Source organism: Kitasatospora sp. NPDC056783 (assembly GCF_042789895.1).
In the GTDB taxonomy this organism is placed as follows: domain Bacteria; phylum Actinomycetota; class Actinomycetes; order Streptomycetales; family Streptomycetaceae; genus Kitasatospora.
Genome location: NZ_JBHUAF010000080.1, coordinates 1 through 19,086 on the forward strand (window position 1 = coordinate 1; position 19,086 = coordinate 19,086).

General features: G+C 70.5%; 23 protein-coding genes and 1 pseudogene. 9 read left to right on the plus strand and 15 right to left on the minus strand.

The window, feature by feature from the left end; genetic code table 11:
- Window positions 1-46 precede the first annotated feature (46 nt).
- The 4 genes from ACFRMQ_RS14710 to ACFRMQ_RS14725 form a co-directional block, all read right to left on the minus strand.
- Window positions 47-490: a hypothetical protein gene (locus ACFRMQ_RS14710; protein ID WP_380730778.1), complete on the minus strand. Its 444-nt coding sequence runs from the start codon at window positions 488-490 to the stop codon at window positions 47-49.
- Between the two features lie 196 nt (window positions 491-686).
- Entirely contained in the window at window positions 687-914 is a 228-nt protein-coding gene (locus ACFRMQ_RS14715) for a hypothetical protein (protein WP_380730780.1), read from the minus strand.
- 283 nt (window positions 915-1,197) lie between these two features.
- A complete protein-coding gene (locus ACFRMQ_RS14720; RefSeq protein WP_380730781.1) occupies window positions 1,198-1,584 on the minus strand; it encodes a hypothetical protein in 387 nt (128 codons plus the stop codon).
- A 20-nt stretch (window positions 1,585-1,604) separates the two neighbouring features.
- Window positions 1,605-1,904, minus strand: coding sequence for a hypothetical protein (locus ACFRMQ_RS14725; protein WP_380730783.1), 300 nt, complete (start codon window positions 1,902-1,904; stop codon window positions 1,605-1,607).
- A gap of 443 nt (window positions 1,905-2,347) precedes the next feature.
- Between ACFRMQ_RS14725 and ACFRMQ_RS14730 the strand changes: the two genes are divergently transcribed.
- The 5 genes from ACFRMQ_RS14730 (at window position 2,348) to ACFRMQ_RS14750 (ending at window position 6,480) form a co-directional block, all read left to right on the plus strand.
- Window positions 2,348-3,607 carry an XRE family transcriptional regulator gene (locus tag ACFRMQ_RS14730; protein WP_380730785.1) on the plus strand — a complete coding sequence of 420 codons (1,260 nt, stop codon included), beginning with the start codon at window positions 2,348-2,350 and terminating at the stop codon, window positions 3,605-3,607.
- Window positions 3,600-4,154 carry a GNAT family N-acetyltransferase gene (locus tag ACFRMQ_RS14735; protein ID WP_380730787.1) on the plus strand — a complete coding sequence of 185 codons (555 nt, stop codon included), beginning with the start codon at window positions 3,600-3,602 and terminating at the stop codon, window positions 4,152-4,154. The genes ACFRMQ_RS14730 and ACFRMQ_RS14735 overlap by 8 nt, the downstream gene beginning before the upstream one ends.
- Before the next feature lie 165 nt (window positions 4,155-4,319).
- Entirely contained in the window at window positions 4,320-5,042 is a 723-nt protein-coding gene (locus ACFRMQ_RS14740; protein WP_380730789.1) for a GntR family transcriptional regulator, read from the plus strand.
- Between the two features lie 144 nt (window positions 5,043-5,186).
- Entirely contained in the window at window positions 5,187-5,366 is a 180-nt protein-coding gene (locus tag ACFRMQ_RS14745; protein ID WP_380730791.1) for a hypothetical protein, read from the plus strand.
- 595 nt (window positions 5,367-5,961) lie between these two features.
- Window positions 5,962-6,480: a hypothetical protein gene (locus ACFRMQ_RS14750; protein ID WP_380730793.1), complete on the plus strand. Its 519-nt coding sequence runs from the start codon at window positions 5,962-5,964 to the stop codon at window positions 6,478-6,480.
- Between the two features lie 243 nt (window positions 6,481-6,723).
- Here ACFRMQ_RS14750 and ACFRMQ_RS14755 read toward each other — a convergent pair whose 3' ends face one another.
- Window positions 6,724-8,205, minus strand: a complete 1,482-nt coding sequence (locus tag ACFRMQ_RS14755; protein ID WP_380730795.1) for a hypothetical protein — start codon at window positions 8,203-8,205, stop codon at window positions 6,724-6,726.
- A gap of 199 nt (window positions 8,206-8,404) precedes the next feature.
- On the opposite strand from ACFRMQ_RS14755, the gene ACFRMQ_RS14760 reads away from it, so the two are divergent.
- Both ACFRMQ_RS14760 and ACFRMQ_RS14765 read left to right on the plus strand, forming a co-directional pair.
- Window positions 8,405-9,382, plus strand: coding sequence for an SDR family NAD(P)-dependent oxidoreductase (locus tag ACFRMQ_RS14760; protein WP_380730840.1), 978 nt, complete (start codon window positions 8,405-8,407; stop codon window positions 9,380-9,382).
- A gap of 31 nt (window positions 9,383-9,413) precedes the next feature.
- Window positions 9,414-9,608, plus strand: coding sequence for a hypothetical protein (locus tag ACFRMQ_RS14765; protein ID WP_380730797.1), 195 nt, complete (start codon window positions 9,414-9,416; stop codon window positions 9,606-9,608).
- Window positions 9,609-9,774: 166 nt separating this feature from the next.
- On the opposite strand, the gene ACFRMQ_RS14770 is transcribed toward ACFRMQ_RS14765, so the two are convergent.
- Together ACFRMQ_RS14770 and cutA are read right to left on the minus strand one after the other, a co-directional pair.
- The gene (locus tag ACFRMQ_RS14770; RefSeq protein ID WP_380730799.1) at window positions 9,775-10,206 is read right to left on the minus strand and encodes a hypothetical protein; all 432 of its coding nucleotides are present in this window, start codon (window positions 10,204-10,206) and stop codon (window positions 9,775-9,777) included.
- Between the two features lie 136 nt (window positions 10,207-10,342).
- Window positions 10,343-10,663 carry a divalent-cation tolerance protein CutA gene (gene cutA / locus ACFRMQ_RS14775; protein WP_380730801.1) on the minus strand — a complete coding sequence of 107 codons (321 nt, stop codon included), beginning with the start codon at window positions 10,661-10,663 and terminating at the stop codon, window positions 10,343-10,345.
- 265 nt (window positions 10,664-10,928) lie between these two features.
- Between cutA and ACFRMQ_RS14780 the strand changes: the two are divergent.
- Together ACFRMQ_RS14780 and ACFRMQ_RS14785 are read left to right on the plus strand one after the other, a co-directional pair.
- Window positions 10,929-12,179: pseudogene (locus ACFRMQ_RS14780) on the plus strand (IS256 family transposase).
- Window positions 12,180-12,282: 103 nt separating this feature from the next.
- Entirely contained in the window at window positions 12,283-13,311 is a 1,029-nt protein-coding gene (locus tag ACFRMQ_RS14785) for an aminoglycoside phosphotransferase family protein (protein WP_380730803.1), read from the plus strand.
- A 37-nt stretch (window positions 13,312-13,348) separates the two neighbouring features.
- On the opposite strand, the gene ACFRMQ_RS14790 is transcribed toward ACFRMQ_RS14785, so the two are convergent.
- The 8 genes from ACFRMQ_RS14790 to ACFRMQ_RS14825 all read right to left on the minus strand — a co-directional run bounded on the left by ACFRMQ_RS14790 (window position 13,349) and on the right by ACFRMQ_RS14825 (window position 19,083).
- A complete protein-coding gene (locus ACFRMQ_RS14790; protein ID WP_380730805.1) occupies window positions 13,349-13,660 on the minus strand; it encodes a hypothetical protein in 312 nt (103 codons plus the stop codon).
- A 223-nt stretch (window positions 13,661-13,883) separates the two neighbouring features.
- The gene (locus ACFRMQ_RS14795; protein ID WP_380730806.1) at window positions 13,884-14,723 is read right to left on the minus strand and encodes a PIN domain-containing protein; all 840 of its coding nucleotides are present in this window, start codon (window positions 14,721-14,723) and stop codon (window positions 13,884-13,886) included.
- Between the two features lie 635 nt (window positions 14,724-15,358).
- The gene (locus tag ACFRMQ_RS14800; protein WP_380730808.1) at window positions 15,359-15,673 is read right to left on the minus strand and encodes a MazG-like family protein; all 315 of its coding nucleotides are present in this window, start codon (window positions 15,671-15,673) and stop codon (window positions 15,359-15,361) included.
- A 98-nt stretch (window positions 15,674-15,771) separates the two neighbouring features.
- Window positions 15,772-16,581: an NRDE family protein gene (locus ACFRMQ_RS14805; protein WP_380730810.1), complete on the minus strand. Its 810-nt coding sequence runs from the start codon at window positions 16,579-16,581 to the stop codon at window positions 15,772-15,774.
- Window positions 16,582-16,595: 14 nt separating this feature from the next.
- Window positions 16,596-17,135 (minus strand): NUDIX domain-containing protein, encoded by a 540-nt coding sequence (locus tag ACFRMQ_RS14810; RefSeq protein ID WP_380730812.1) that lies wholly within the window; start codon window positions 17,133-17,135, stop codon window positions 16,596-16,598.
- Entirely contained in the window at window positions 17,136-17,876 is a 741-nt protein-coding gene (locus ACFRMQ_RS14815; protein ID WP_380730814.1) for an aldo/keto reductase, read from the minus strand. It abuts the gene before it with no gap.
- Window positions 17,873-18,472 carry an AAA family ATPase gene (locus ACFRMQ_RS14820; RefSeq protein ID WP_380730816.1) on the minus strand — a complete coding sequence of 200 codons (600 nt, stop codon included), beginning with the start codon at window positions 18,470-18,472 and terminating at the stop codon, window positions 17,873-17,875. The genes ACFRMQ_RS14815 and ACFRMQ_RS14820 overlap by 4 nt, the downstream gene beginning before the upstream one ends.
- Window positions 18,469-19,083 (minus strand): exonuclease domain-containing protein, encoded by a 615-nt coding sequence (locus ACFRMQ_RS14825; protein ID WP_380730818.1) that lies wholly within the window; start codon window positions 19,081-19,083, stop codon window positions 18,469-18,471. The genes ACFRMQ_RS14820 and ACFRMQ_RS14825 overlap by 4 nt, the downstream gene beginning before the upstream one ends.
- Window positions 19,084-19,086: the final 3 nt, after the last annotated feature.

The following is a 19,086-nucleotide window of genomic DNA, read 5'->3' on the forward strand; positions in this document are numbered from 1 at the left end:
CCGACTTCCTGTGCACGGGCGAAGTGCTACGTACGCGTGGCGCGCACTACTCGTGGAACTCGAAGTGCCACGCCTGCTCCACGTCCTGCGGTTGGATGGGCCGCAGCGCCGTCAGGGGCGGGTAGATCCGCAGGAGGCTCAGGTCGACGACCAGCTCGCTGCCGTCGATGGGGCCGCCGGGCACGACGATGTGGAAGGTGAAGTGCTCCGACGACTGGCGCAGCACCCACTGGCGGGGCTCGGCGAACCCGCCGAGCAGCTTGTTGACCTCGGGCTCCCCGTCGAAGCTCAGATAGGTCTGGCTGCGGAGGTTCTTGATCGTGACGTTGCCGTTGCCGAGCCCCGCCACCTCCCACTCCTGCTCACCGGGCTGGCCGGTCGGGGGCAGGAGCACCACCTGCGAGCCCGGGCGGGACGCTCCGCCGAGCAAGGTGAGGAGCTGCTCGTTGGGCTTGGTGATCGCGTAGACGCCGTTGGGTACGGGGGCCATGACATGCCTCTTTCCCTGACGCGTGGGCCGTGGAGCCGCCGCGCCGCTTCGTGGGCGAATGTTGCAAGCGCCATGTGCCCGGCCGTCATAAATCGGAAACCGAGTCAGCATTCACCTATTCGCGGCAAAAGGCTCATGCTCGGTGACCCACCACCCGCCGCCCGGGCTCGCGCCCCCGGGCGCGCGGGCACGCGGATCAGATACGGTAGACGGTCCTCTTGTCCCGGATCAGCCCCTCCAGCTCCGCGTCCGACAGCGGGTGCAGCGCGTCGAGGACGCGGCGCAGCTCCGCTTCGTCGACCGTCGCACCGGTGACCTCGGCCCCCACGTTCTGGTGGCGGCGGGTGAGGGAGACGCTCCGGCCGCCGTCGGGAAAGCCGCGGACCGTGAGCAGCTCGCCCGACGCGTCCACCGTGCAGGTCACGCCGCCCTGCACGAGCTCGGGGCACTGGCGTGCCGCCGACGTGAAACGACGGGCGCACCGTGAGCCCCGCGTACCCCGAGCCGCCGCCGTGGTCGCCCATCCCGATACCTCCGTGCTGGTGAGCTGGTCGCGCCCGACGGGCCGATGTCCCGCCGAGGTGTCCGGTTCGATTCCCGGACGGCGCACCGGCGGCTTGTCGCGGCCACCGGTGCGCGGCTCCCCGAGGACGCTCGACCATGCTCGGGGACGTCCCGCTACGCGCGGGACGTGTCGATCGGACCCGTCAGGGGATCACCGTGCCGGGCTCCACCCTCGGCGAGACCGTCCACGGCACCCGGGCGACGTGGTCGTACGTACGGTGGTCCGGGGCGTCCTTGACGCGCAGGAACGGCCAGCCCTGGGCGGCCTCGAAGGACACGCGTTCGGGGCCCTCGGCTCCGCACACCCAGCCGTCCTCGTCCTCCGAGACGCACTGGAAGCGGTGCCTCACCGGGGGCAGGTCGGGCTCGTTCGCGGCGTGGCTCAGCGTCCAGTCCGTGAAGCGCCAGACCGTCCGGAGGCGCGGGGCGGGCGCGTCCCCGCGCGGGGCGGGGAGGTCGTCGGCGTGCTGCCTGACCGGGGTGGTGCGGGTCGGGTGGGCGAGCGCCGGGCTCGCGGGGAGGTCGGTCATGGTGTCTCTCATCCGAAGGTTCAACGCCAGTCGGCGGCGCGGCGGTGCCGCAACTCCCTGGTGCGCTCCCGAAGGAGCCGCATGGTGTCCGACTCGGCGGGCTCCGGCGGCGGGTCGGCGTCGGCCTGGTCGGCGCCCGCCGCCGGATCCTCCGGCGGCGGGGGAACGGATTCACCCACGCCCACCGCCCCGGGGTGCTCGCAGTACGGCGCGTGACGCTCCCGCAGCACGCGAACATCGCTCAAGCGCGAGGCATCCCGATACCAGTGACCGCTCGCCGGGTCGGTGACGCGCAGCGCCGCACGGGCAATGGCGTCCAACTCCCGGCACCTGGAACACTCCTGGGAGATCACCGGCTCGCGTCCGGCAGCGGACCAGAGCGAATGCCAGCCCGCTGGAGGCCGGTTCAACTCGGGCTTCGAGGACCCTGTTACGACCTCTCGATTCTGACGTCTGGGGGTGCGTCTCGCCATCGGCCTGTCCTCCGCCACCGAGAGCCGCCTCGGGAAGGTCGGCCCTCGAAACTCCTACGACATGGTGGTTGAGACTGCTACACGGCCCTACGACACGGCTCCGGGCAGCATCGTCACCAGTCACCGGGTCCTGTCAGGTTCGGTCCCTGGCGACTGACAACCATTCAACGAGCCGTTGGGTGTCCAGGCCCACGAAGAACGACGGCTTCCCGAGCACAGCCCACCAGAAGACTTTGCCATGCCTTGGCAAAGCGGAAGAGAAGCCACCTGCACACCGGTACCGTGAGTGCATGGTGGATCACGCATCCGACATGGCGTTCGGCCGGCAGCTGAAGCAGTCAGGCCTGAGCTACAGCGAGCTGGCCGAGGAGATGAACGGGAAGCTTGAGGAGCTGACCGGCAAGCGCGGCACATTCAGTGATCGAACGGTGTACAACCTGGTTCACGGAAAGACGACGAGGCCTCAGGGGCGAACATGCCTCGCTTTGGAGGCAGTATTTGAGTGTCCGACCGAAGACCTCGGTTTCACCCCGCCGGCTACGTACCGATCGGCGTCGAACCTGGAGGACCACGTGCAGCGACGAACTCTCCTCACCACTGCCCCACTTGCCGCCGTGGCGGCAGTCGGAGCCACGGGCTCGACCCGCTACCGGGTCGGGTCCGCCGATGTGGACCAGCTCGACCTGGAGCTTGCCAGGCTCATCGCGTCAGACAATCACGCCGGCGGCACCGTGGAAACCGAACAACGGGCCTCTCGGCTCGTACAGCGGGCACTCGACCTCCAGCAGCGCGGCAGCGTCGGCCAACGCACGCGGTCGCGCCTCTACACGGCAGCCGCACTGTTCGCCAGCAGTGCCATGTGGGCGGCGATCGACGGGCGCAGGCTCGGCAGCGCGGAGGTCCACCTCAACCAGGCAGTGACTCTGGCCGGCCTCTCGAACGATCCGGCAACCCAGCTGCGGTGCTGGGGTTTCGCAGGCGTCTTGTACAGCCACATGGGCAGGACCTCCGATTCCAAGGCCGCCAGGGAGGTCGCCCGGTCCACGGGGATCGTGCGCCAGGACCCATTCTACGCCTCACTGACCCACGCCCGCATGGCTACCCATCACGCGAGCGTGGGTGATGTGACAGCCATGGGACGGAGCCTCGGGTACGCGCGGGACGCGTTCGGCCGCATCGACATGACGTGCTCGCGGCCCACGTGGACGGCCTTCTACGATGAGGCCGAGTTGGAACTCCTCTCCGCAACCGCCGCGTTCGAGGCCGGCCTGTGGGCCGAAGCTGAAGCCCACGCTCACCGCAACCTGTCACTCCTTCGCCCTTCGATGCAGCGGAACCGCAGCCTCACTCTCACCTACCTCGCCAACGCCCAGCTTCGACAGGACGAGATCGAAGCAGCGGTGGCGACAGCGCGAATGATTCCGACTTCTGCCAGTCGTGGACGGACTGGGCACTTGCTTGACCGCTTCACGGCAACCATCGCTAAGGTCGCTCCCGGCAGTCCGCACGCCCAGGACTGGATCGATCATCGGAGGGAAGCTCATGCCTGAGTCCGCTCTGCTCTTCCGCCACGTCACCGATGTGGCGGAAGCCCGACAGGTCATCGTCGACCTGCACGTGGAGGTCCGCGGCGACTTCGGTCTGATGGATCGCCCGTTCAACTCGCCCGAGCGCTTCGGGGAAAGGCTGGCCGGGCACTCGTCCCGGCCCGGCTGGGAGACCGTGATCGGGTACGACGGCGACGAGCCCGTGGGGTTCTGCTACGTGGTCCCGCTCGGCCCGGACACCAAGTGGTGGTCATCGATGACCACACCCCTGCCCGAGGGATACACCGAGGAGGACGGGCGGCGCACGTTGGCGTTCAACGAGATCGTCGTCCGTGGACCCTGGCGGGGCAAGGGCGTGGCCAGGCAACTGCACGACGAAGCGCTGAGCGGACGGCCGGAGGAGCGCGTGACGCTCCTGGTCAACCCGCAGGCCGGAGACGGCAAGGTGAAGGCCGTCTACGAGTCGTGGGGCTACCGGCAGATCGGCTCTCAGCAGCCGTTCTCGGACTCGCCCGTTTTCTCCGTGATGATGAGGGAGCCGCTGAAGTAGTGCGGGCCGGGCTCCCAGCCCTCCGGGGGCCTGAGCAGCCGCCGGGCAGCGGGGCCGACCAAGCCCCCGACCACAGAAGGGGTAACGCTACGCAGTCGGAGCGTTACGCGATACTCTGCGTCGTTGTCATATGCACTCTTGACTGACAGCCAGAGGGGCGGGCCCATGGCCGATCGCAACACGTTCTCGGGGATCGCCGACCACTACCGGCAGCAGATACTCACCGGGAAGCTCGACGCCGGCACCAAGCTGCCGGCACAGCGCGAGATGTGTGAATCCTGGGGTGTGTCCGCCGCCACGATGACCCGGGCCCTCCAGCAACTCGTCATCGAGGGTTACCTGTTCACCTCGCCACGCGGAACGTTCGTGGCCGATGAACCCACCATCACGGCGTCCGGCCGTGACCGGCTGCTCCAGGTCCAGCGAGTCCGCTCCAGCCTCATGGACCACGAGACCTGCATCGTGACCGTGGCCGAGCTCAAAGTCCCCCCGCTGTACGTCCAGGAGCTCTTCGGGCTCGATCCCGGGGACCAGCTGGTACGGCGCGAGTTCGTCACCGGCAGGGGCAGGCAGCGGACCATGTACCAGGGGGTCTACTACCCGGCCGAGTTCGCCGCGCGGGTCCCCGACCTGCTGAGCACCGCGCCGGGGAAGAACGCCGGACTCCTCGGTCGCGTCCTCGAAGCCACCGGCCGGACCATCACCCATGCCCGGGACGACATGCACGGCCGGAACGCCAACCAGCGCGAAGCCTCCGCGCTGGGCATCCCCAACGGGGCCGCGATCCTCGCCGGAGTCCACCGCTGGTCGGATGAACAGGGCGTGATCGAGTACGGCGAGTGGTGCATCCCCACCCGGTACACCATCGGCTACGAGTACAGCGCCTGAAGCTCCGCCATGGAGACTCGTCCCGTCACCGGCTCCGGGAGGACTGCGACGCCAGGGGCGACGAGGCACCTTGTCCGCCCAGTCCGGTGGGCGCACAGGGCGCCTCGTCGTTTCGGAATCGACGGACCCCAGTAGCCTCGGCCCATGCGCTCCGTGGTGTTCGACATCGGCGAGACCTTGACCAGCGACACCCGCTACTGGGGGGACTGGGCGCGCCTCGGGCTCGTGGCCCCACAGGATCCGGCCCCGAGAGGCGAGGTAGGGGCCGGTGTCGAGGAGTACGCCGCCACCTCGGGCCCGGTCGTGGCGGAAGTCGTCGGGTAGGACCGGCAAGGTGAAGACGGCGACCGCCTTGGTGGCCGCTGCCGCGTCGCGGGCGAGCACCGGGAACATCGGGTGGAAGGCGTGGCAGGTCGCCTCCGCGATCACCAGAGAGGAGCGGCGGGCCATCTCCACCATCCTTACGGCGGTGGGGAGTTCCGGCAGGGCGGACTTGCCGACCACCAGGTGCCAGCCGTGCTCCAGCGCTTGCCGTACCGCGTCGGCGTGTTCGTCGTTGGTCAGCGACACGTACGCCAGGCCCGGTGGGCACCTTTCCAGTGCGCGGCACCAATCACAGTGGAGGGAAGCGTCCCCGGTGGCGTCGACGTGGCGGCTGGCGCCGGAGACGGCGGTGATGCCGGGCACCGCCGCGACGGCCGGAAGCGCCCGGCGACGGGTGAACCGGGTCAGTCCGATCAGCAGCCGACCCAGGTGTCAGCCGCCCCGTAGATCCGCTCGGCCACGGCGAGCTTGGCGGCCCGCATCCGCGCCAGCCGCTCGGCAGCGGACACCAAGTCACAGATCGGCTACGAACTTGCGCTGACCGGCCACCAGCTCGGTACTGTCGACGGGCACCACACCAGTCCCAGGGGGAACCATGCGTACCCGTACCACCACCGCGGCCGTCATCGCCGGTCTGGCCGCCCTCGGCCTCGCGGCCTGCTCCAGCTCGGCCTCGTCCACCGGTGACGCCAAAGCACCCGCGAGCAGTCCGGCCGCCGCCCAGCCCCCCTCGGCGGCAGCCGCGCCCGCTGCGCCCGAGGCCCCGGCCCCCGCCCCGACCACGACGACTGCACCCGGGGCCTCCGGCGCTTCCGGGGCCGCTGGGACAAAGCCGAGCGGGCCGCCGCCCAAGCCGGATGCCGCGACCACCGCCGCCTACCTCGCGGCGTTGACGGCCATCGACCCGGAGATCGTCGGCGACAAGCCGGACCGGGCCGTCAGCCGTGGCCGCGACCAATGCACGTCCGTCTCCGAGTGGCCGACGGACCAGGCGAAGCTCGTCAACGTCGCCAACCAGCGCTTCACCTCGCCCAAACACCCCGAGGGCTTCGGGCCCGAGAAGTCGGCGAAGATCCTCGCGGCGGTCCGCAAGCACATCTGCCCCACGTACTGACTCGCCGAAGGACACCATGTGCCCGCGTTCCGGCTTCCGGCCGGAACGCGGGCGTGGCGGGCGCGGTCGTGCGGATCAACCACCAGCCGGCCCAAACCAGGCCCTGCGCCGACTGGGCTGGCTGCTCCGGCTCTTGAAGATCTGTCTCGGTGTCGAACCCCGCGCCCGAACCGAGCCCCATGATCCGGAGGATTCGGCCGATCAGAGAACCAACGCCCCAGCGGAACCCGGAGGGATCGACCGCTACAGGCCCGCCAGGGTCAGCAGCCGGTCCATGCGCTCGACGGGGAGGAACGGCGAGGCGCCGGCGGCCTGCGCGACGTGCTCCGAGGGGTCGGCGAGGAGCCTCAGCAGCGACGGGAACGGGAGGTTGCGGTGGGCGGCGACGGCGAGGCGGACACGGTAGTCGGGATCGCGGGCCAGCTGCTCGGCGAGTTCCGGGGGCAGGTCCGGATCCCGGGGTGCGAGGGAGCGGAGCCGGGGCTCGGGGTCGGTGGCGAAGCGGCGCAGCGTCGCCGGCGGGAACGGCAGGATCCCCGCCTTCTCCCACCAGAGCGTGAGCCTGCCCCGTCTGCGGTGGCGGTCGCGGTGGCGCTCGATGCTCTCGGCGGTCGCGAGGCCGACCAGGTACGGGGCGGTGCCGGCCATGGTCAGGCGGACGATCTCCTCTTCGTCGTCGAGGAGTCGGGCCACCGCCTCGGCGGGCAGGGCCTTGCTCGCGGCCGCCGAGGCCCGGAAACTGACGTAGGGCGAGTCGAGGTGCGGTAGCGGATCGGCCGTGACCCACGGCAGGCGCAGGGTCCGCAGGTCCGTGGGTGCGGCGGAGTCCCGGTACCACTGCAGGATCGCTTCGTCGTCGGCGTCGGGGCCGGGGTCGGCCATCGATCGGGCGAGTTCGTGGACCGAGGTGTGGATCCGTGCGCGCTCGTCCTCCGGTGTGTCGGGCCGGGCGAAGACCTTCACCCGGACGTGCGGGGACGGATCGACGGCCAGGGCCTCGCGAACCGGGGGTGGCAGGTCGGGATGCCGGGCCAGTTCGGCGCGCACGTCGTCGGCCGGATCCTCGGCGAGCCGTTGGAAGGCGTCCGCGTCGAGGACGGCGTGGACCACGGCGCCCGCCCGGGTCACCGGGTCCGCCAACAGGGCCGGCACCAGGTCCGCGGGCGGCACCGGATGCGGCAGGCGCGCGAAGTAGGTCGCACAGGCCGCGGCGCGGACGTCGGCCTCGGGGTCGGTCAGCAGGACCCGGCGGACCGCTTCCGGCGCCTGCGTCCAGTGCTTCGCCAGCGCGGCGCGCACCGCCGGGTCGGGGTCGGCGGCGAGGCGGGCCCGGAGGTCGGGCGGCGTGTGATCACCCTTGGCGAGGTGCTCGCGGACCTTCGGGTCCGGATCGTCGATGAGCCGTTCCGGCATCTCCCTCGGCGCGCTCTCGGCACGGAGGGCCAGCGCGATCCGCACCCCGCTGTCGCGATGGGCGGCCAGACGGATGCGGAAGCGGTCCGGCAGCCGGTCGTTGAGCGCCAGGCTGTGCAGCAACCAGTGGTCGTCGGTCGCGACGATCTCGGCGACCATCGCCTCGGTGAGGTCCGGGCGTCCCGCCACCTGCCCGAAGCCCTGCCGCCGTGCGAACAGCCGCCGGATCATGGGAGCAGGCAGGGCGGGATTCGCCGCCAACCCGTCGATGATGTGGTCGAGGTGAACCGGAGTCAGCGCGTCGGCGGCCATCCGGCCAGGATGCCAGGCGGGCTCTCGCCCCGTCCGAGGGCGGCGCGGAGCCGCGTGCCGCCACCCGCGCGGTGTCGGCCGGCAGTGCCGGCCCGTGATGTCGGCCCGCCCTCGCCTGAGCCCGCGGCGCGGCCGACCACAGAAGGTGCGGCCCGCCGACCAGACCACTTCGAACGTCCGGGAGCCCACCGTGCCCACCCTGTCCTCCGCGTCCCAGTCCCCGCAGTGGGACGTCCGCCGGCTGCCCCGCGCCGGGGGAAAGCGCTTCCTCGTCACCGGCGGAAACGCGGGCATCGGGTACTTCGTCACCGAGCAGCTCGCCGGTACCGGGGCCACGGTCGTCCTCGGCAGCCGCGACCGGGCGAAGGCCGAGGACGCGATCGTCTCCATCCGCTCGCGCGTCCCCGGTGCCAAGGTGCGGCACGTGCCCCTGGACCTGGCCGACCTGGCCTCGCTCAAGTCCTCCGTGGCCGCGCTCGGGCCTGGCCGCCTCGACGCGGTCGTCCACAACGCCGGGGTGGCGCTCGACCACCCACCGCGCCGCGAGAGCGCGGACGGCCACGAGCTGATGTTCGCGACCAACCACCTGGGGCACTTCGCGCTGACCCACCACCTGGCACCCCTGCTCCTCGCAACCCCGGGGAGCCGGATCGTCACCACCGGCAGCTTCGCGGCCAAGTCCGAGCGCCTGGACCTCGACGACCTCCAGAGCGCCCGCGACTACCGGCCCAAGCGCGCCTACTCGCGCTCCAAGCTGGCCCAGATGCTCTTCGCCCTCGAACTCGACCGCCGTCTGCGTGCCGTCGGCAGCACGACGCTGAGCGTGCTCGTCCACCCCGGCGGCGCGCTCGACTCCCTCACCCCTTCGCGCCCGCCAATCCACGTCCGAACCACCGGCGAGCGGCTGAGCCGTCTGCCGCTCGGCCTGGTCGTCCAGGGCAAGGACGCCGCCGCGTGGCCCGCCGTCCGGGCCGTGCTCGACCCGGGCGTGCGCGGCGGCCTGATGCTGGGCCCCCGGGCGTTCGGGCTGCGCGGTGCGCCCGTGGTCGAATCGCTCTGGAACCACCTGGCCGACGCCGCGACGGCGGCGCGCCTGTGGGAGGCCAGCCGCGAACTGACCGGTGTCGAGCCGACGTTCACCGCGCCGACGGAGCTCGGGGAGACCGAGGGCCCATGAGCCGCCGCCCCGGCCGCTCCGGCTGTGCGAGGTGGCCCGCACCCCCGCCGTCCTCGCCCCCGCCGAACTGACGGCGCTGCTCGCCGAACTCGACGGGCGCGGCCGGCCCGAACGCCGACTGACCGCGCTGGCCACCCTCGCCGGGCGGCAGCCGGGCCACCTGGCCGAGCGGATCGACGACCCCGATCCGGTGGTGCGCTGCCAAGCGCACCGGGTGATCGCCTAACTGGCCATCCCCAGCGACAAGTTGACCTTGTCGGACTTGCCGTCCAACCAGGTACACGGCATCTCGACCCGGTTCCACGTCATCTCTTCCATGCAGGACTCCTCATCTCGTACGGGCAGGACACGAGAGGCTTCAGGTCGGTGCAGCAGCCGGACCCGGCCGCCGCTCACGCGTAGGTGGTGACGGGCCACCGGCCGACGCGCGTCGGCTCGGGTTGAAGTGCGATCCCGGTCGCAGTTTCGACTCTGGCGGCCAGGCTGGCGAGTGCATGGTCGAGCTCGGCGGACGTGGCTCCCCCGTGGGCCGTGACCGTGAGGGTCCGGCGTTCCGAGCAGCGCACGCTATCGGCTGTCGGCTGGCCGGGGCGGCAGCCGACGAACTCAAGGAGCCATCCGGCGCTGGCTCGGAGCTCGCCGTCGCTGCCCAGGTGGACCGGGCAGCTGGCGGTGGACCGGCGCGCGGCCTGGCTATCCGTGATGCGCGGGTTGAGGAAGACCGAACCGACCTGCCGGGCGTCCGCGTCGCTGTCCTCGGAGACATCACCACCGGCTACCTCACCGCCGGCGACGTCGAACAGGCCGTCGAGGTCGGCCGCCACGCTCTCACCGCCACCGTCCAGACCGAGACGACCATGGGCAAGGTCCGCCTGGCCGCCCTCGCCGACCGCCTCCCCCTGGGCAATACCACGGGCCGGACCTTCCGCGAGGAGATCCGGGCCACCATCGCCTGACCGGTCAGCCGGCCGACGTCTCCGCAGTGATCCAGTTCAGGCAGCTCTCGGCGCCAGTCACGACCGGCACCGCGACGACCTCCGGCACGTCGTACGAGTGCTGCTCAGCGATGCAGGTGCCGAGCGGCTCGGCCAACTCGGCGCGAGTCTTGAAGTCGATCCGCCACTCCTCGCCGGATTGCACCTCACCCTCCCACCAGTACACCGAGCGAATCGGGTAGACCTGCGCGCACGCGGCCAGCCGCGCCCCGATCACCTTCGCGGCCAGCTCGCGGGCCTTCGTCTCATCGTCATGGGTCGTCGTCACTACGAGGAAGTCACTCATGGCCCGAGCGTAGCCATTCGGATCACACCCGAGGAACAGCGCAGTGCCTGCCCCGATAGCATGACGATCCATCACGCGCCGCCTATCGTCGTGCGGTTCACCGACCGCCTTCGTCGCCATGCAGCCCTGCCCGGCGCCTTCCCACCACGTCTTCCAGAGGAACGCTCAGAACCTGTGGATCGCCTCGGGAGGGCTTCCCGAGTGATTGATCGATAGGTCACCGAGCAAGACCGACGTTACAGCGCCCGCCGGGTAGGCACGCCCTGTGCTCACCGTGGTCAACGAGGACGGCACCACGCGAGACGGCTCCCTGCGGGACGAGATCGTCCGAGAGGGCGCGAGGCGGATGCCGGCAGCTGCTCTGGAAGCAGAAGTCAACGCCTACATCGCCGAGTTGGCCAACGAGCGGGACGACAAGGGCCGGCAGGTGGTGGTCCGCAACGACTACCACCAGCCCCGGAGGGTCACCACCGCGGCCGGCGTGATTGAGGCCAAGGCCCCGCGCGCGATCGACAAGCGCCTTGATGAGGCCACCGGCGAGCGCAAACAGCTCTCCTCTGCGATCCTGCCGCCGTGGTGCCGTAAGTCCCCAAAGATCGCCGAGGTGCTGCCGCTGCTCTACCTGCACGGCCTGTCCTCGGGCGACCTCGTCCCGGCGGTGGAACAGTTCCTCGGCTCCTCGGCGGGGCTGTCGCCCGCCACGGTGACCCGGCTGACCGCCCAGTGGCAGGCCGACCACGCGGCCTTCCAGGAGCGCGACCTGCCAGGCACCGACTACGTCTCTCTGGGTCGACGGCATCCACCTGCGCATACGCCTGGACGAGGCCAAAGCCGCCGTCCTGGGGGTGATCGGCGTGCGCGCGGACGGCACCAAGGAACTGGTCGCGATGGCCGACGGCTACCGGGAGTCGGCCGAGTCCTGGGCCTCGCTGTTGCGGGACTGCGCGCGACGGGGCATGCGCGCTCCCGTGCTGGCGGTCGGCGACGGCGCGCTCGGTTCTGGAAGGCCCTGCGCGAGGTCTTCCCCGACACCCGCGAACAGAGGTGCTGGGTTCACAAAACCGCCAACATTCTGGACACTATGCCGAAGTCTGCCCAGCCAGCGGCGAAGAAGGCGATCCAGGACATCGACAACGCCGAGGTCCGTGACCACGCCGAGCGGGCGATCAAGACCTTCGCCAAGCTCTACGGTGCCAGGTTCCCCAAGGCCGCCGCGAAGATCACCGGCGACGAGGACGTGCTGCCGGAGTTCTGCAACTACCCAGCCGAGCACGGGATCCACCTGCGGACCACCAAGCCCGTTGAGTCGACCTTTGCCACTGTCCGGCTCCGTACCAAGCTCACCAAGGGCGCCGGCTCCCGCGCCGCCGCACCAGCCATGGTCTTCAAGCCGGTCGAGTCAGCCCAGGCCCGCTGGCGGCCCGTCAACGGCGCCCACCCCGTCCCGCTCGTCCGCGCCGAAGCCTGCTTCGAACGAGGTCGGCTGGTCGAACGCCCCGATCTGGTGTCCGCATGAACGAGATCAATCCAGGCACCCGCACCAGCCGCCGCGCGAGCCGACCCGGCCGTCTGACTCGCTTCACGGCCGGCAGCGTTCACGCGCGTGGAAGGATGAAGCCATGTGGTCAACACTGCCATTCGGGGAGAAGCTGCGGGCCGAGCTCGGCGCACCTCGTCGGGCTCGCCGGCTGGGCAGCAGCCCGCGGTCACGGGTATGGCGGGCCGAGCTGTCCGGCACACCGGTGGTGGTCAAGCAGCTCGTCGACGCTCCGGAGGCCGCCGAGAGGTATGCACTCGAGGTGGCAGCGCTGAAGCTCGCGTCCCGGGTCGACCCGCCCGTGGTGCCGATACTCCTGGGCACCGATCCGGGAGAACGGGTCCTGGTCCTCGAGCACCTGGACCACCAGAAGCCCCGCGAGGACTGGGTGGTCGACTACGCCTCGGCACTGGCCCGACTCCACGCGGCCACGAGCGCCGATGACACAGGCGTGCTCCCAGCCTGGTCCGGCCCGACCCACGACGACATCGACTCCTTCCTCGGGCTCACCAGGACGCTCGGCGTCGCGGTGCCGTCCGGGGTACGAACCGAGCTGGACGGCCTCGTGAACCGCTTACTCGGCGTACCAGGCCATGCCCTGCTGCACGGCGACCCCTGTCCCGGCAACGACATGCACACCAGCGGTGGCGTCCGGTTCATCGACTTCGAACAGGCCGCACTGGGCAACGGGCTCGTGGAGCTCGCCTACCTGCGCATCGGCTTTCCGACCTGCTGGTGCGCCACCGCCCCACCACAGCCTCTGCTGCACGCAGCAGAGGCCGCCTACCGCGCGACGTGGCGCAACGCGACGGGCACCGAGGTCCAAGAGGATCTCACCGACGCATGTGCCGGCTGGCTGCTACGAGGCGACGCTCTGGTCCAGCGGGCCTACAGAGGAACCGCTGACCATTTGGCCAGGATCCCGGACAGGGACTGGAAGTGGGGCACGGCAACGGCCCGGCAGCGACTCGTCCACCGTCTCGGAATCGTCAGCCGGATGACCGCTGACAGAGATGAGCTCAAGGGTCTGGGGCAACTCGCCGCGGCCATCCGACAGGGCATGCTCACCCGATGGCCCGCGCTCCGACCGCTGCCCCTGCAACGGCCGTAAGAGAACCCTTCACCCCGCAACCCGATCGGCGACGTCCTCAGGCCACAGGTCTTGACAATTTCTCGGGACCGGGTCCCGGGGGCGAGGTTAGGACCGGGATGCCGATCGGTTCGATGGACTTGACGTCGATCTGGACGCGGTTACCGGGCAGCTGCTCCTCGTAGTGGGTGTGGCGCTTGTCGTGGCGCTGATAGCGCCGGGACGAGGGCAGTCGGTTCAGGCCCAGCCGTTTGAGGATGCGGTAAGCGGCGGAGCAGGCGATGTCGATGTCGTGGTACCGCTTGAGGTACATCTGGATCTTCATCGGGCCGTAGTGGTGGTTCTGCCACAGGCAGATGATCTTGTTCACGATGTCGACACACCCTCCCTCTACCGGCCGGCCAAGCCCGGCGGTCCCTGGTACCCGGCCTACCTTCGGGCCCGACGATGCCAGCTATGCGAAGACATCCTGCGGCGGATCCGACCGCTCGGGGTCCGGGTGGGTCGTCCGTTGGCGATCGTCCAGCGCGGCCGGGACTCGCTGCTGCCGGGCAGCCTCCCGCTCGTTCGCGCTCGCCGTGAGCACCGCCCCGCTACCCGTCCTCCGCATCGCTCAGCTTCTCAACGTCAAGACCGGCGTACCCCGCGCGGGTAGACATGCCGGTGTCGTAGGTGAACAGCTTCATGGAACCACCGACGACCGGGCGCGCGGCCAGAGCCCGGTCCACGATCTCGTCGTCGGTGATCGGAAGCCGCGTGTGTCCCGGCGGGTCGAAGAGAACCTCGCAGGCGACGCGGAGGCTGCCTTCCTGGTGGAGAAGGGTGAATCGCCGGTGCTTTCCCCACACGAAGCGTCGGTCGATGGCCTTCAACGCGCGACGGGCCCGGTAGCGCGTTTGCTTGTTCGTGTGCTCCTTGAGCCGATCCAGCTCATCGACGACGACGATCGGAAGCATCACGCTGACTATGCCGTAGGACACCCCGGTCAGCTCGGCCCAGTCGATGAACTCCAACTCCTGTGGGTGCTGGATGAACATGCAGGTGTCGAAGACCACCGTCAGGCGCACGTCAGGGGCGCTGCTGATCGCCTTCTGGAGCCCGTGTACGGCGGCCTCGAACGCGGCCTGCCGCTGCCGGAGTTCCAGCCGGACGAGGCTGTTGGTGAACTTCTCCATGTAGCCGGCGCCAAAATCGGCGGCGCTGGCGAGCAGGTGCTCGTAGCGGCGGGTGAAGATGAGACGCTCGATCTCCCGCTCGCTGAGCTGGTTGGTCAGCCGCTCGACGGCATGGTTCGCCCACTCCAGGTAGGCGAGTACAAGCTGTCCAGCGTTCAGCTGAGACCCGCTGTAGAGGTTGCCCACATTCGTCGCCACGTCGCGCAGGGCCATGAGGGCGTTTTCCCGGTCCGCTCCCGGGTGAAGGGCAAGGTACATCCGCAGATCATGGCAGTGCCGCGCCGCCAGGCCTACCGGGATTCAGCAGGGCTGACGCGATCGTTGCCGAGAAGCAACCACACGCCCCCGGAGCCAGGAGGGCGGGCAGTTGGTCAGGATGGCGGTGGCCCGGGCGAAGCCCGCCCGGGGTCATCGTCGCAAAGCCGAGCCAGCCGCCGGTTCGCCAGGTCGACCGCCTCCCTCAAACTCTCCCCGGAGTTCGGGTAGAGCTCGTGCTCGACGCGACTCAGCTGGTCTTCGATCCCTCCGACCGCTCCATCAGCCCAGGCCTCGTCGGCACCCCGGGCCGGGCCTCCTCACCTTGCCAGTCCTCAACCACCTGGCCCACCGCGCGGGTGAGATGGAGCCCTCCGCCCAGAACTCTCCAGAGCAGGGCGACGACAGCGGCGAGGGCGGTGAAGGCGTCACCCCACACGAGGGCGGCATCCAGCGCCGGGATGCCGGTACCCCACTCCTACGCCTCGGCGTCGGTCGCGTCGTCCCGCGGGCCGTGCTTCGCGCCCCACCCGGAGACGGCGGTGAAGGCCACCCTTTTCCGGTATGGCTGGAAGCCACCCATATCATCGAGCAGCGCACGCCGCCGGCTGAGGATCGCCGCTGCGAGCGGGACGTGCTCAACTCACCTCGGCAGGCTCCAGGCCGACCCGCTCCACGAGCACCTTCCAGCCATCACCCGAGATCGTGTCGAGCACGACCATCGCGGTCACGATGACATCCGCCAGCTCCGACTCGACGTCCCCCCAGGTGTGCGAGCGCCCCTTACGGGGGTTCGCGCCGAGCGCCCCGTGCACGGCCTCCGAGGCCTCCCCGAACTCCTCACCGACCTTCAGGATGCGCAGCAACCGCACGTCCGCGACCGGCACCTCGTCCGCCTTGTCATCCAGCCAGGTCCGCAGCTTCCCGACCCGGCCCCACAGCTCGTCTTCCATCTGCCTCTCCTCATGCTCTCGGAACAGGGCCGGCACTACGCCGACCACAAACGCAGCAGCCCCGACGAGGGCCACCGGTGCCCCTGCAAGTGCTGTGCTCAGCCCGTGGCAGCCGCCCTCACCACAGGCATCGACACCGACTCCAGAACGATCCGGGGCAAAGGACCGACAGTGGAGACAGCTCCGAAGTCGTAGCGCACCTGCCCGTACGCGAGGGCGACCATCGAGAGCGCCACGGAACCCCAGACACGCCCGCCCGGCGCCTCAAGACGGCGCATCAGGGCCGCCGGGTCGTCGGCCGGCAGACCGTCGCCGCACACGATCGGCAGCCACTCACCCCACGCAGCGTCTGACGAGCCCGCCGCCGGTTCAGGGCGCGCGACGGCTTGCAGCCGGGCGCGGAAGTGCGCGGTACGCGCGGCCATCGTGGCCCGGATGTGCGCCGGACAGCCGCTGGCAACTGCCCGGCCGTCCAGGCCGTCGTTGTGCACGGTACTCAGGCCCGCGGGCAGCTCGTGGTCCTCCAGGGTGCTGCCGCTCCAGCTGAGAAGCCGCACGCTCCCGGGCCGGGCCAGGATCAGGTGGAACGGCTCGTAGCGCTCCAGCCGGTCGATCCGTTGACCGCTCGCGGCGATCAACGGGATCTGGCCTCGGGACAGCCGCCGTTGCCGGGGAAGGCGCGGGCCGAAGCCGTTGAGTAGGCAGGCGACCACCGGCTCCACGCCGCCCTGGTGGATGGCGAGCCAGGTTCCGCCCGCCTCCAGGTCCAGGCCGCCGGTGACCGCGGGCCGTGAGGGCCAGTGGCGGCCGGGCGGCAGCCACTGGCGGTCCGTGTACTCGTCCCGGACGGCGAGCAGAAGGACCGGCACCGCCGAGCCGGGGTCGATGCTGACGAAGGCCGTGCACACGGACGGCTTCCCTCCTACTCGGTCTCCAGGTGGTGGGCGGCCCTCCTCCCGCAGTGTAGGACGACCTGGCTCTCGGTCGCGAAGGCTGTGACCAGTCCAGTCAGGCGTGCGTGAATCGTGGCTGACACCTGGTCATTCCAGTCCGCGAGTTCGCGGAACCTGGGCTCGTCGTGCGCCTCGGAGAGGGTGACCGAGGCGACCTGCTCCCAGGTGAGGGGGCCGGTGGAGAAGAAATAGGTCGAGACCGGCGGCCAGTCCTCGGCCGGCGGCAGGAAGTCCACGCCGACCGGCACCAGCGGACCGTCGAGCAGCACACCGGTCTCCTCCAGGACCTCCCGGCGCGCGGCCTGCTCGGGGGCCTCGCCGCCTTCGAGTAGGCCGCCGGGTGCCCACCAGCGCTGCGGCGGCCCGGCCCTTGCTGTAGGAGTCGTGTAGGAGCAGCAGCTTCCCGTCCGGGTCGAAGAGCAGCACGCCGCAGCCGTGCAGGGCGCGGGGAAGCGTCTTGACGAACTCCTCGCGGGGAATCCAGGTCTTGGCCATCGCGTGCCTCCCACTCAGGTGGCGGGCGCGAATAGCGCGCGCAGGTGGGCGGGGTCAGAAGTGCCGGGGATCGGCGCCACCTGCGGGCCGAGTTCCAGCAGCCACCGCAGCGCCGCCGCCGGGTCCGCCAACTTTCCGGCGTTCAGTGGCCGGTACGGGACGTACGGGACGTCGTTCTTGAGGCAGTACGCCAGCGCCGGATCGTCTGGCTCGGCGAAGTTCAGGCAGTTCTGCACCGCAGCGACGGTCACCAGGTTAGCAGCCTCGCGGATCTGCTCGGGCGTCACCTTGGACAGGCCGATGGCGCCGATCTTGCCCTCGGTCCGCAGATCCTCCAGCTCGCCGACCTGATCGGCCAGCGGCACCGCAGGGTCCACCCGGTGCAGGTAGCACAGGTCGATCCGCTCAGCTCCCAGGCGGCGCAGGGAGGCCTCGACGGCGGCGCGCAGGTACTCGGGACGGCCCAACGGGCGCCAGACGTTCGGCGCGGGCCGCACCATGCCAACCTTCGTGGCCAGCAGCAGCTGCTCGGGGTACGGGTGCAACGCTCGGCAGATCAGCTCTTCGACGGTGTGCGGACCGTAGGCGTCGGCGGTGTCGATGTGCAGGACGCCGAGGTCGTGAACGGCCTCGCGCAGCAGCGCGGTTCCGCCGACCATGTCGGCCGGCGCGCCCCAGGTGCCGGGGCCGGTCAGGCGCATGGTGCCCAGGCCCAGGCGGGGGACCTCCCTGCCCGCGATCGTGATCGTGTTCACGCGGCAGCCGCCCAGGAAGCGGTGATCGCCTCGACCGCCACTTCGACGGCGGCGGCGTGCCCGTCGCTGGGCACCGGGACGTGCGGCACGGCATAGGCACCGAGGGCCCGGTGCAGCTGCTCGTCCACGGCCTCGCGGAACGCGGTGTCCGTCCAGTCGGGGTCCTTGCCCGGGTGCTCGGCCAGCGGCAAGGCAGGGTCAAGGAGGGTGGCGAGGAACACCAGCGGGCGGGGGCAGGCCAGCTGAGCCAGGGCGGTCAGCCGGGACAGCGCCTCGGGGTCGGTGTCCTCATTCCGGTGCTGGACCGCGGCCAGGTAGTACGCGAGGGCGTCGAAGGGGGTACGGTCCACGATCACCACGTCCGCGGTGAGCTCGGCCTCCAGGACGGCGTTGGAGGTGGCGTTGATGATCCAAGCGGTGGACTGGGGAGTGTGCCTGGTCATCTTCGGGAAGCCGAGTTCGGCGGCCCGCTTGGCGAAGCCGCCGGTTCGGGCGACGGTGATGCCGGTGGCGCGCAGCTCCATCTCGATGCGCCTGGCGAGGGTGGTCTTGCCGGTCGAGTGCGTGCCGGCGATGTAGAGGCGAAGCGGTGTCACCACAGTGTCTGTTCCTCGGATTTGGGTGGGGCGGGCAGGGGGGCGCCAGGCATCCCGGGCGGGACGGCGGCGGTGAGCAGCGCGTCCCAGGTGTCGTAGTGCCCGGCGAGGGCGATCAGCAGCAGCGCGGTCGCGTGGGCGTCGTAGGCGGCCCGGTGGCGCTGGCCGGGAACGGACGCCAGGTCCAGGCCGGTCAGCTCGATCAGCGCGTCGAGGCTGTACCGGCCGGCCTTCGGGTAGGTCGCGCGGGCGAGCCGCAGAGTGTCCAGCACCCCGGCCGGCTTCCAGGTGGGCATGTGCCGCAACAGCACGCTGTAGTCCACGTGGGCGTTGTGTGCACAGATCCACGCGCCCTCCAGGTCTGCGTACACCTGGGGGCCGACCTGCTCCCAGGCCGGCGCCTGAGCGACGTCCTGGTTGCGGATGCCGTGCACCCGCCGAGCGAACGGGGTGATCAGGCGGGGCGGGCGGATCAGGGTGGAGCGCGTGGACTTCGGCACCGGGCTCCCGCCGATCACGGGAATCGCGGCGACCTCCACCAGGTCCGGCGGCTGTTCGCCGTTGCCTTCGACGTCCACGACGAGGACGGGGGGCCAGGTGCGGAAGTCCATCAC

What these genes read in the sequence shown, in the direction of transcription:
- ACFRMQ_RS14745 (WP_380730791.1), top strand. Translation starts at nt 5,187, where the DNA reads ATGCGCTCCGTGGTGTTCGACATCGGCGAGACCTTGACCAGCGACACC.
- ACFRMQ_RS14755 (WP_380730795.1), bottom strand. Translation starts at nt 8,205, where the DNA reads ATGGCCGCCGACGCGCTGACTCCGGTTCACCTCGACCACATCATCGAC.
- ACFRMQ_RS14825 (WP_380730818.1), bottom strand. Translation starts at nt 19,083, where the DNA reads ATGGACTTCCGCACCTGGCCCCCCGTCCTCGTCGTGGACGTCGAAGGC.
- ACFRMQ_RS14735 (WP_380730787.1), top strand. Translation starts at nt 3,600, where the DNA reads ATGCCTGAGTCCGCTCTGCTCTTCCGCCACGTCACCGATGTGGCGGAA.
- ACFRMQ_RS14785 (WP_380730803.1), top strand. Translation starts at nt 12,283, where the DNA reads ATGTGGTCAACACTGCCATTCGGGGAGAAGCTGCGGGCCGAGCTCGGC.
- cutA (WP_380730801.1), bottom strand. Translation starts at nt 10,663, where the DNA reads ATGAGTGACTTCCTCGTAGTGACGACGACCCATGACGATGAGACGAAG.
- ACFRMQ_RS14720 (WP_380730781.1), bottom strand. Translation starts at nt 1,584, where the DNA reads ATGACCGACCTCCCCGCGAGCCCGGCGCTCGCCCACCCGACCCGCACC.
- ACFRMQ_RS14795 (WP_380730806.1), bottom strand. Translation starts at nt 14,723, where the DNA reads ATGTACCTTGCCCTTCACCCGGGAGCGGACCGGGAAAACGCCCTCATG.
- ACFRMQ_RS14750 (WP_380730793.1), top strand. Translation starts at nt 5,962, where the DNA reads ATGCGTACCCGTACCACCACCGCGGCCGTCATCGCCGGTCTGGCCGCC.
- ACFRMQ_RS14710 (WP_380730778.1), bottom strand. Translation starts at nt 490, where the DNA reads ATGGCCCCCGTACCCAACGGCGTCTACGCGATCACCAAGCCCAACGAG.
- ACFRMQ_RS14800 (WP_380730808.1), bottom strand. Translation starts at nt 15,673, where the DNA reads ATGGAAGACGAGCTGTGGGGCCGGGTCGGGAAGCTGCGGACCTGGCTG.
- ACFRMQ_RS14730 (WP_380730785.1), top strand. Translation starts at nt 2,348, where the DNA reads ATGGTGGATCACGCATCCGACATGGCGTTCGGCCGGCAGCTGAAGCAG.
- ACFRMQ_RS14740 (WP_380730789.1), top strand. Translation starts at nt 4,320, where the DNA reads ATGGCCGATCGCAACACGTTCTCGGGGATCGCCGACCACTACCGGCAG.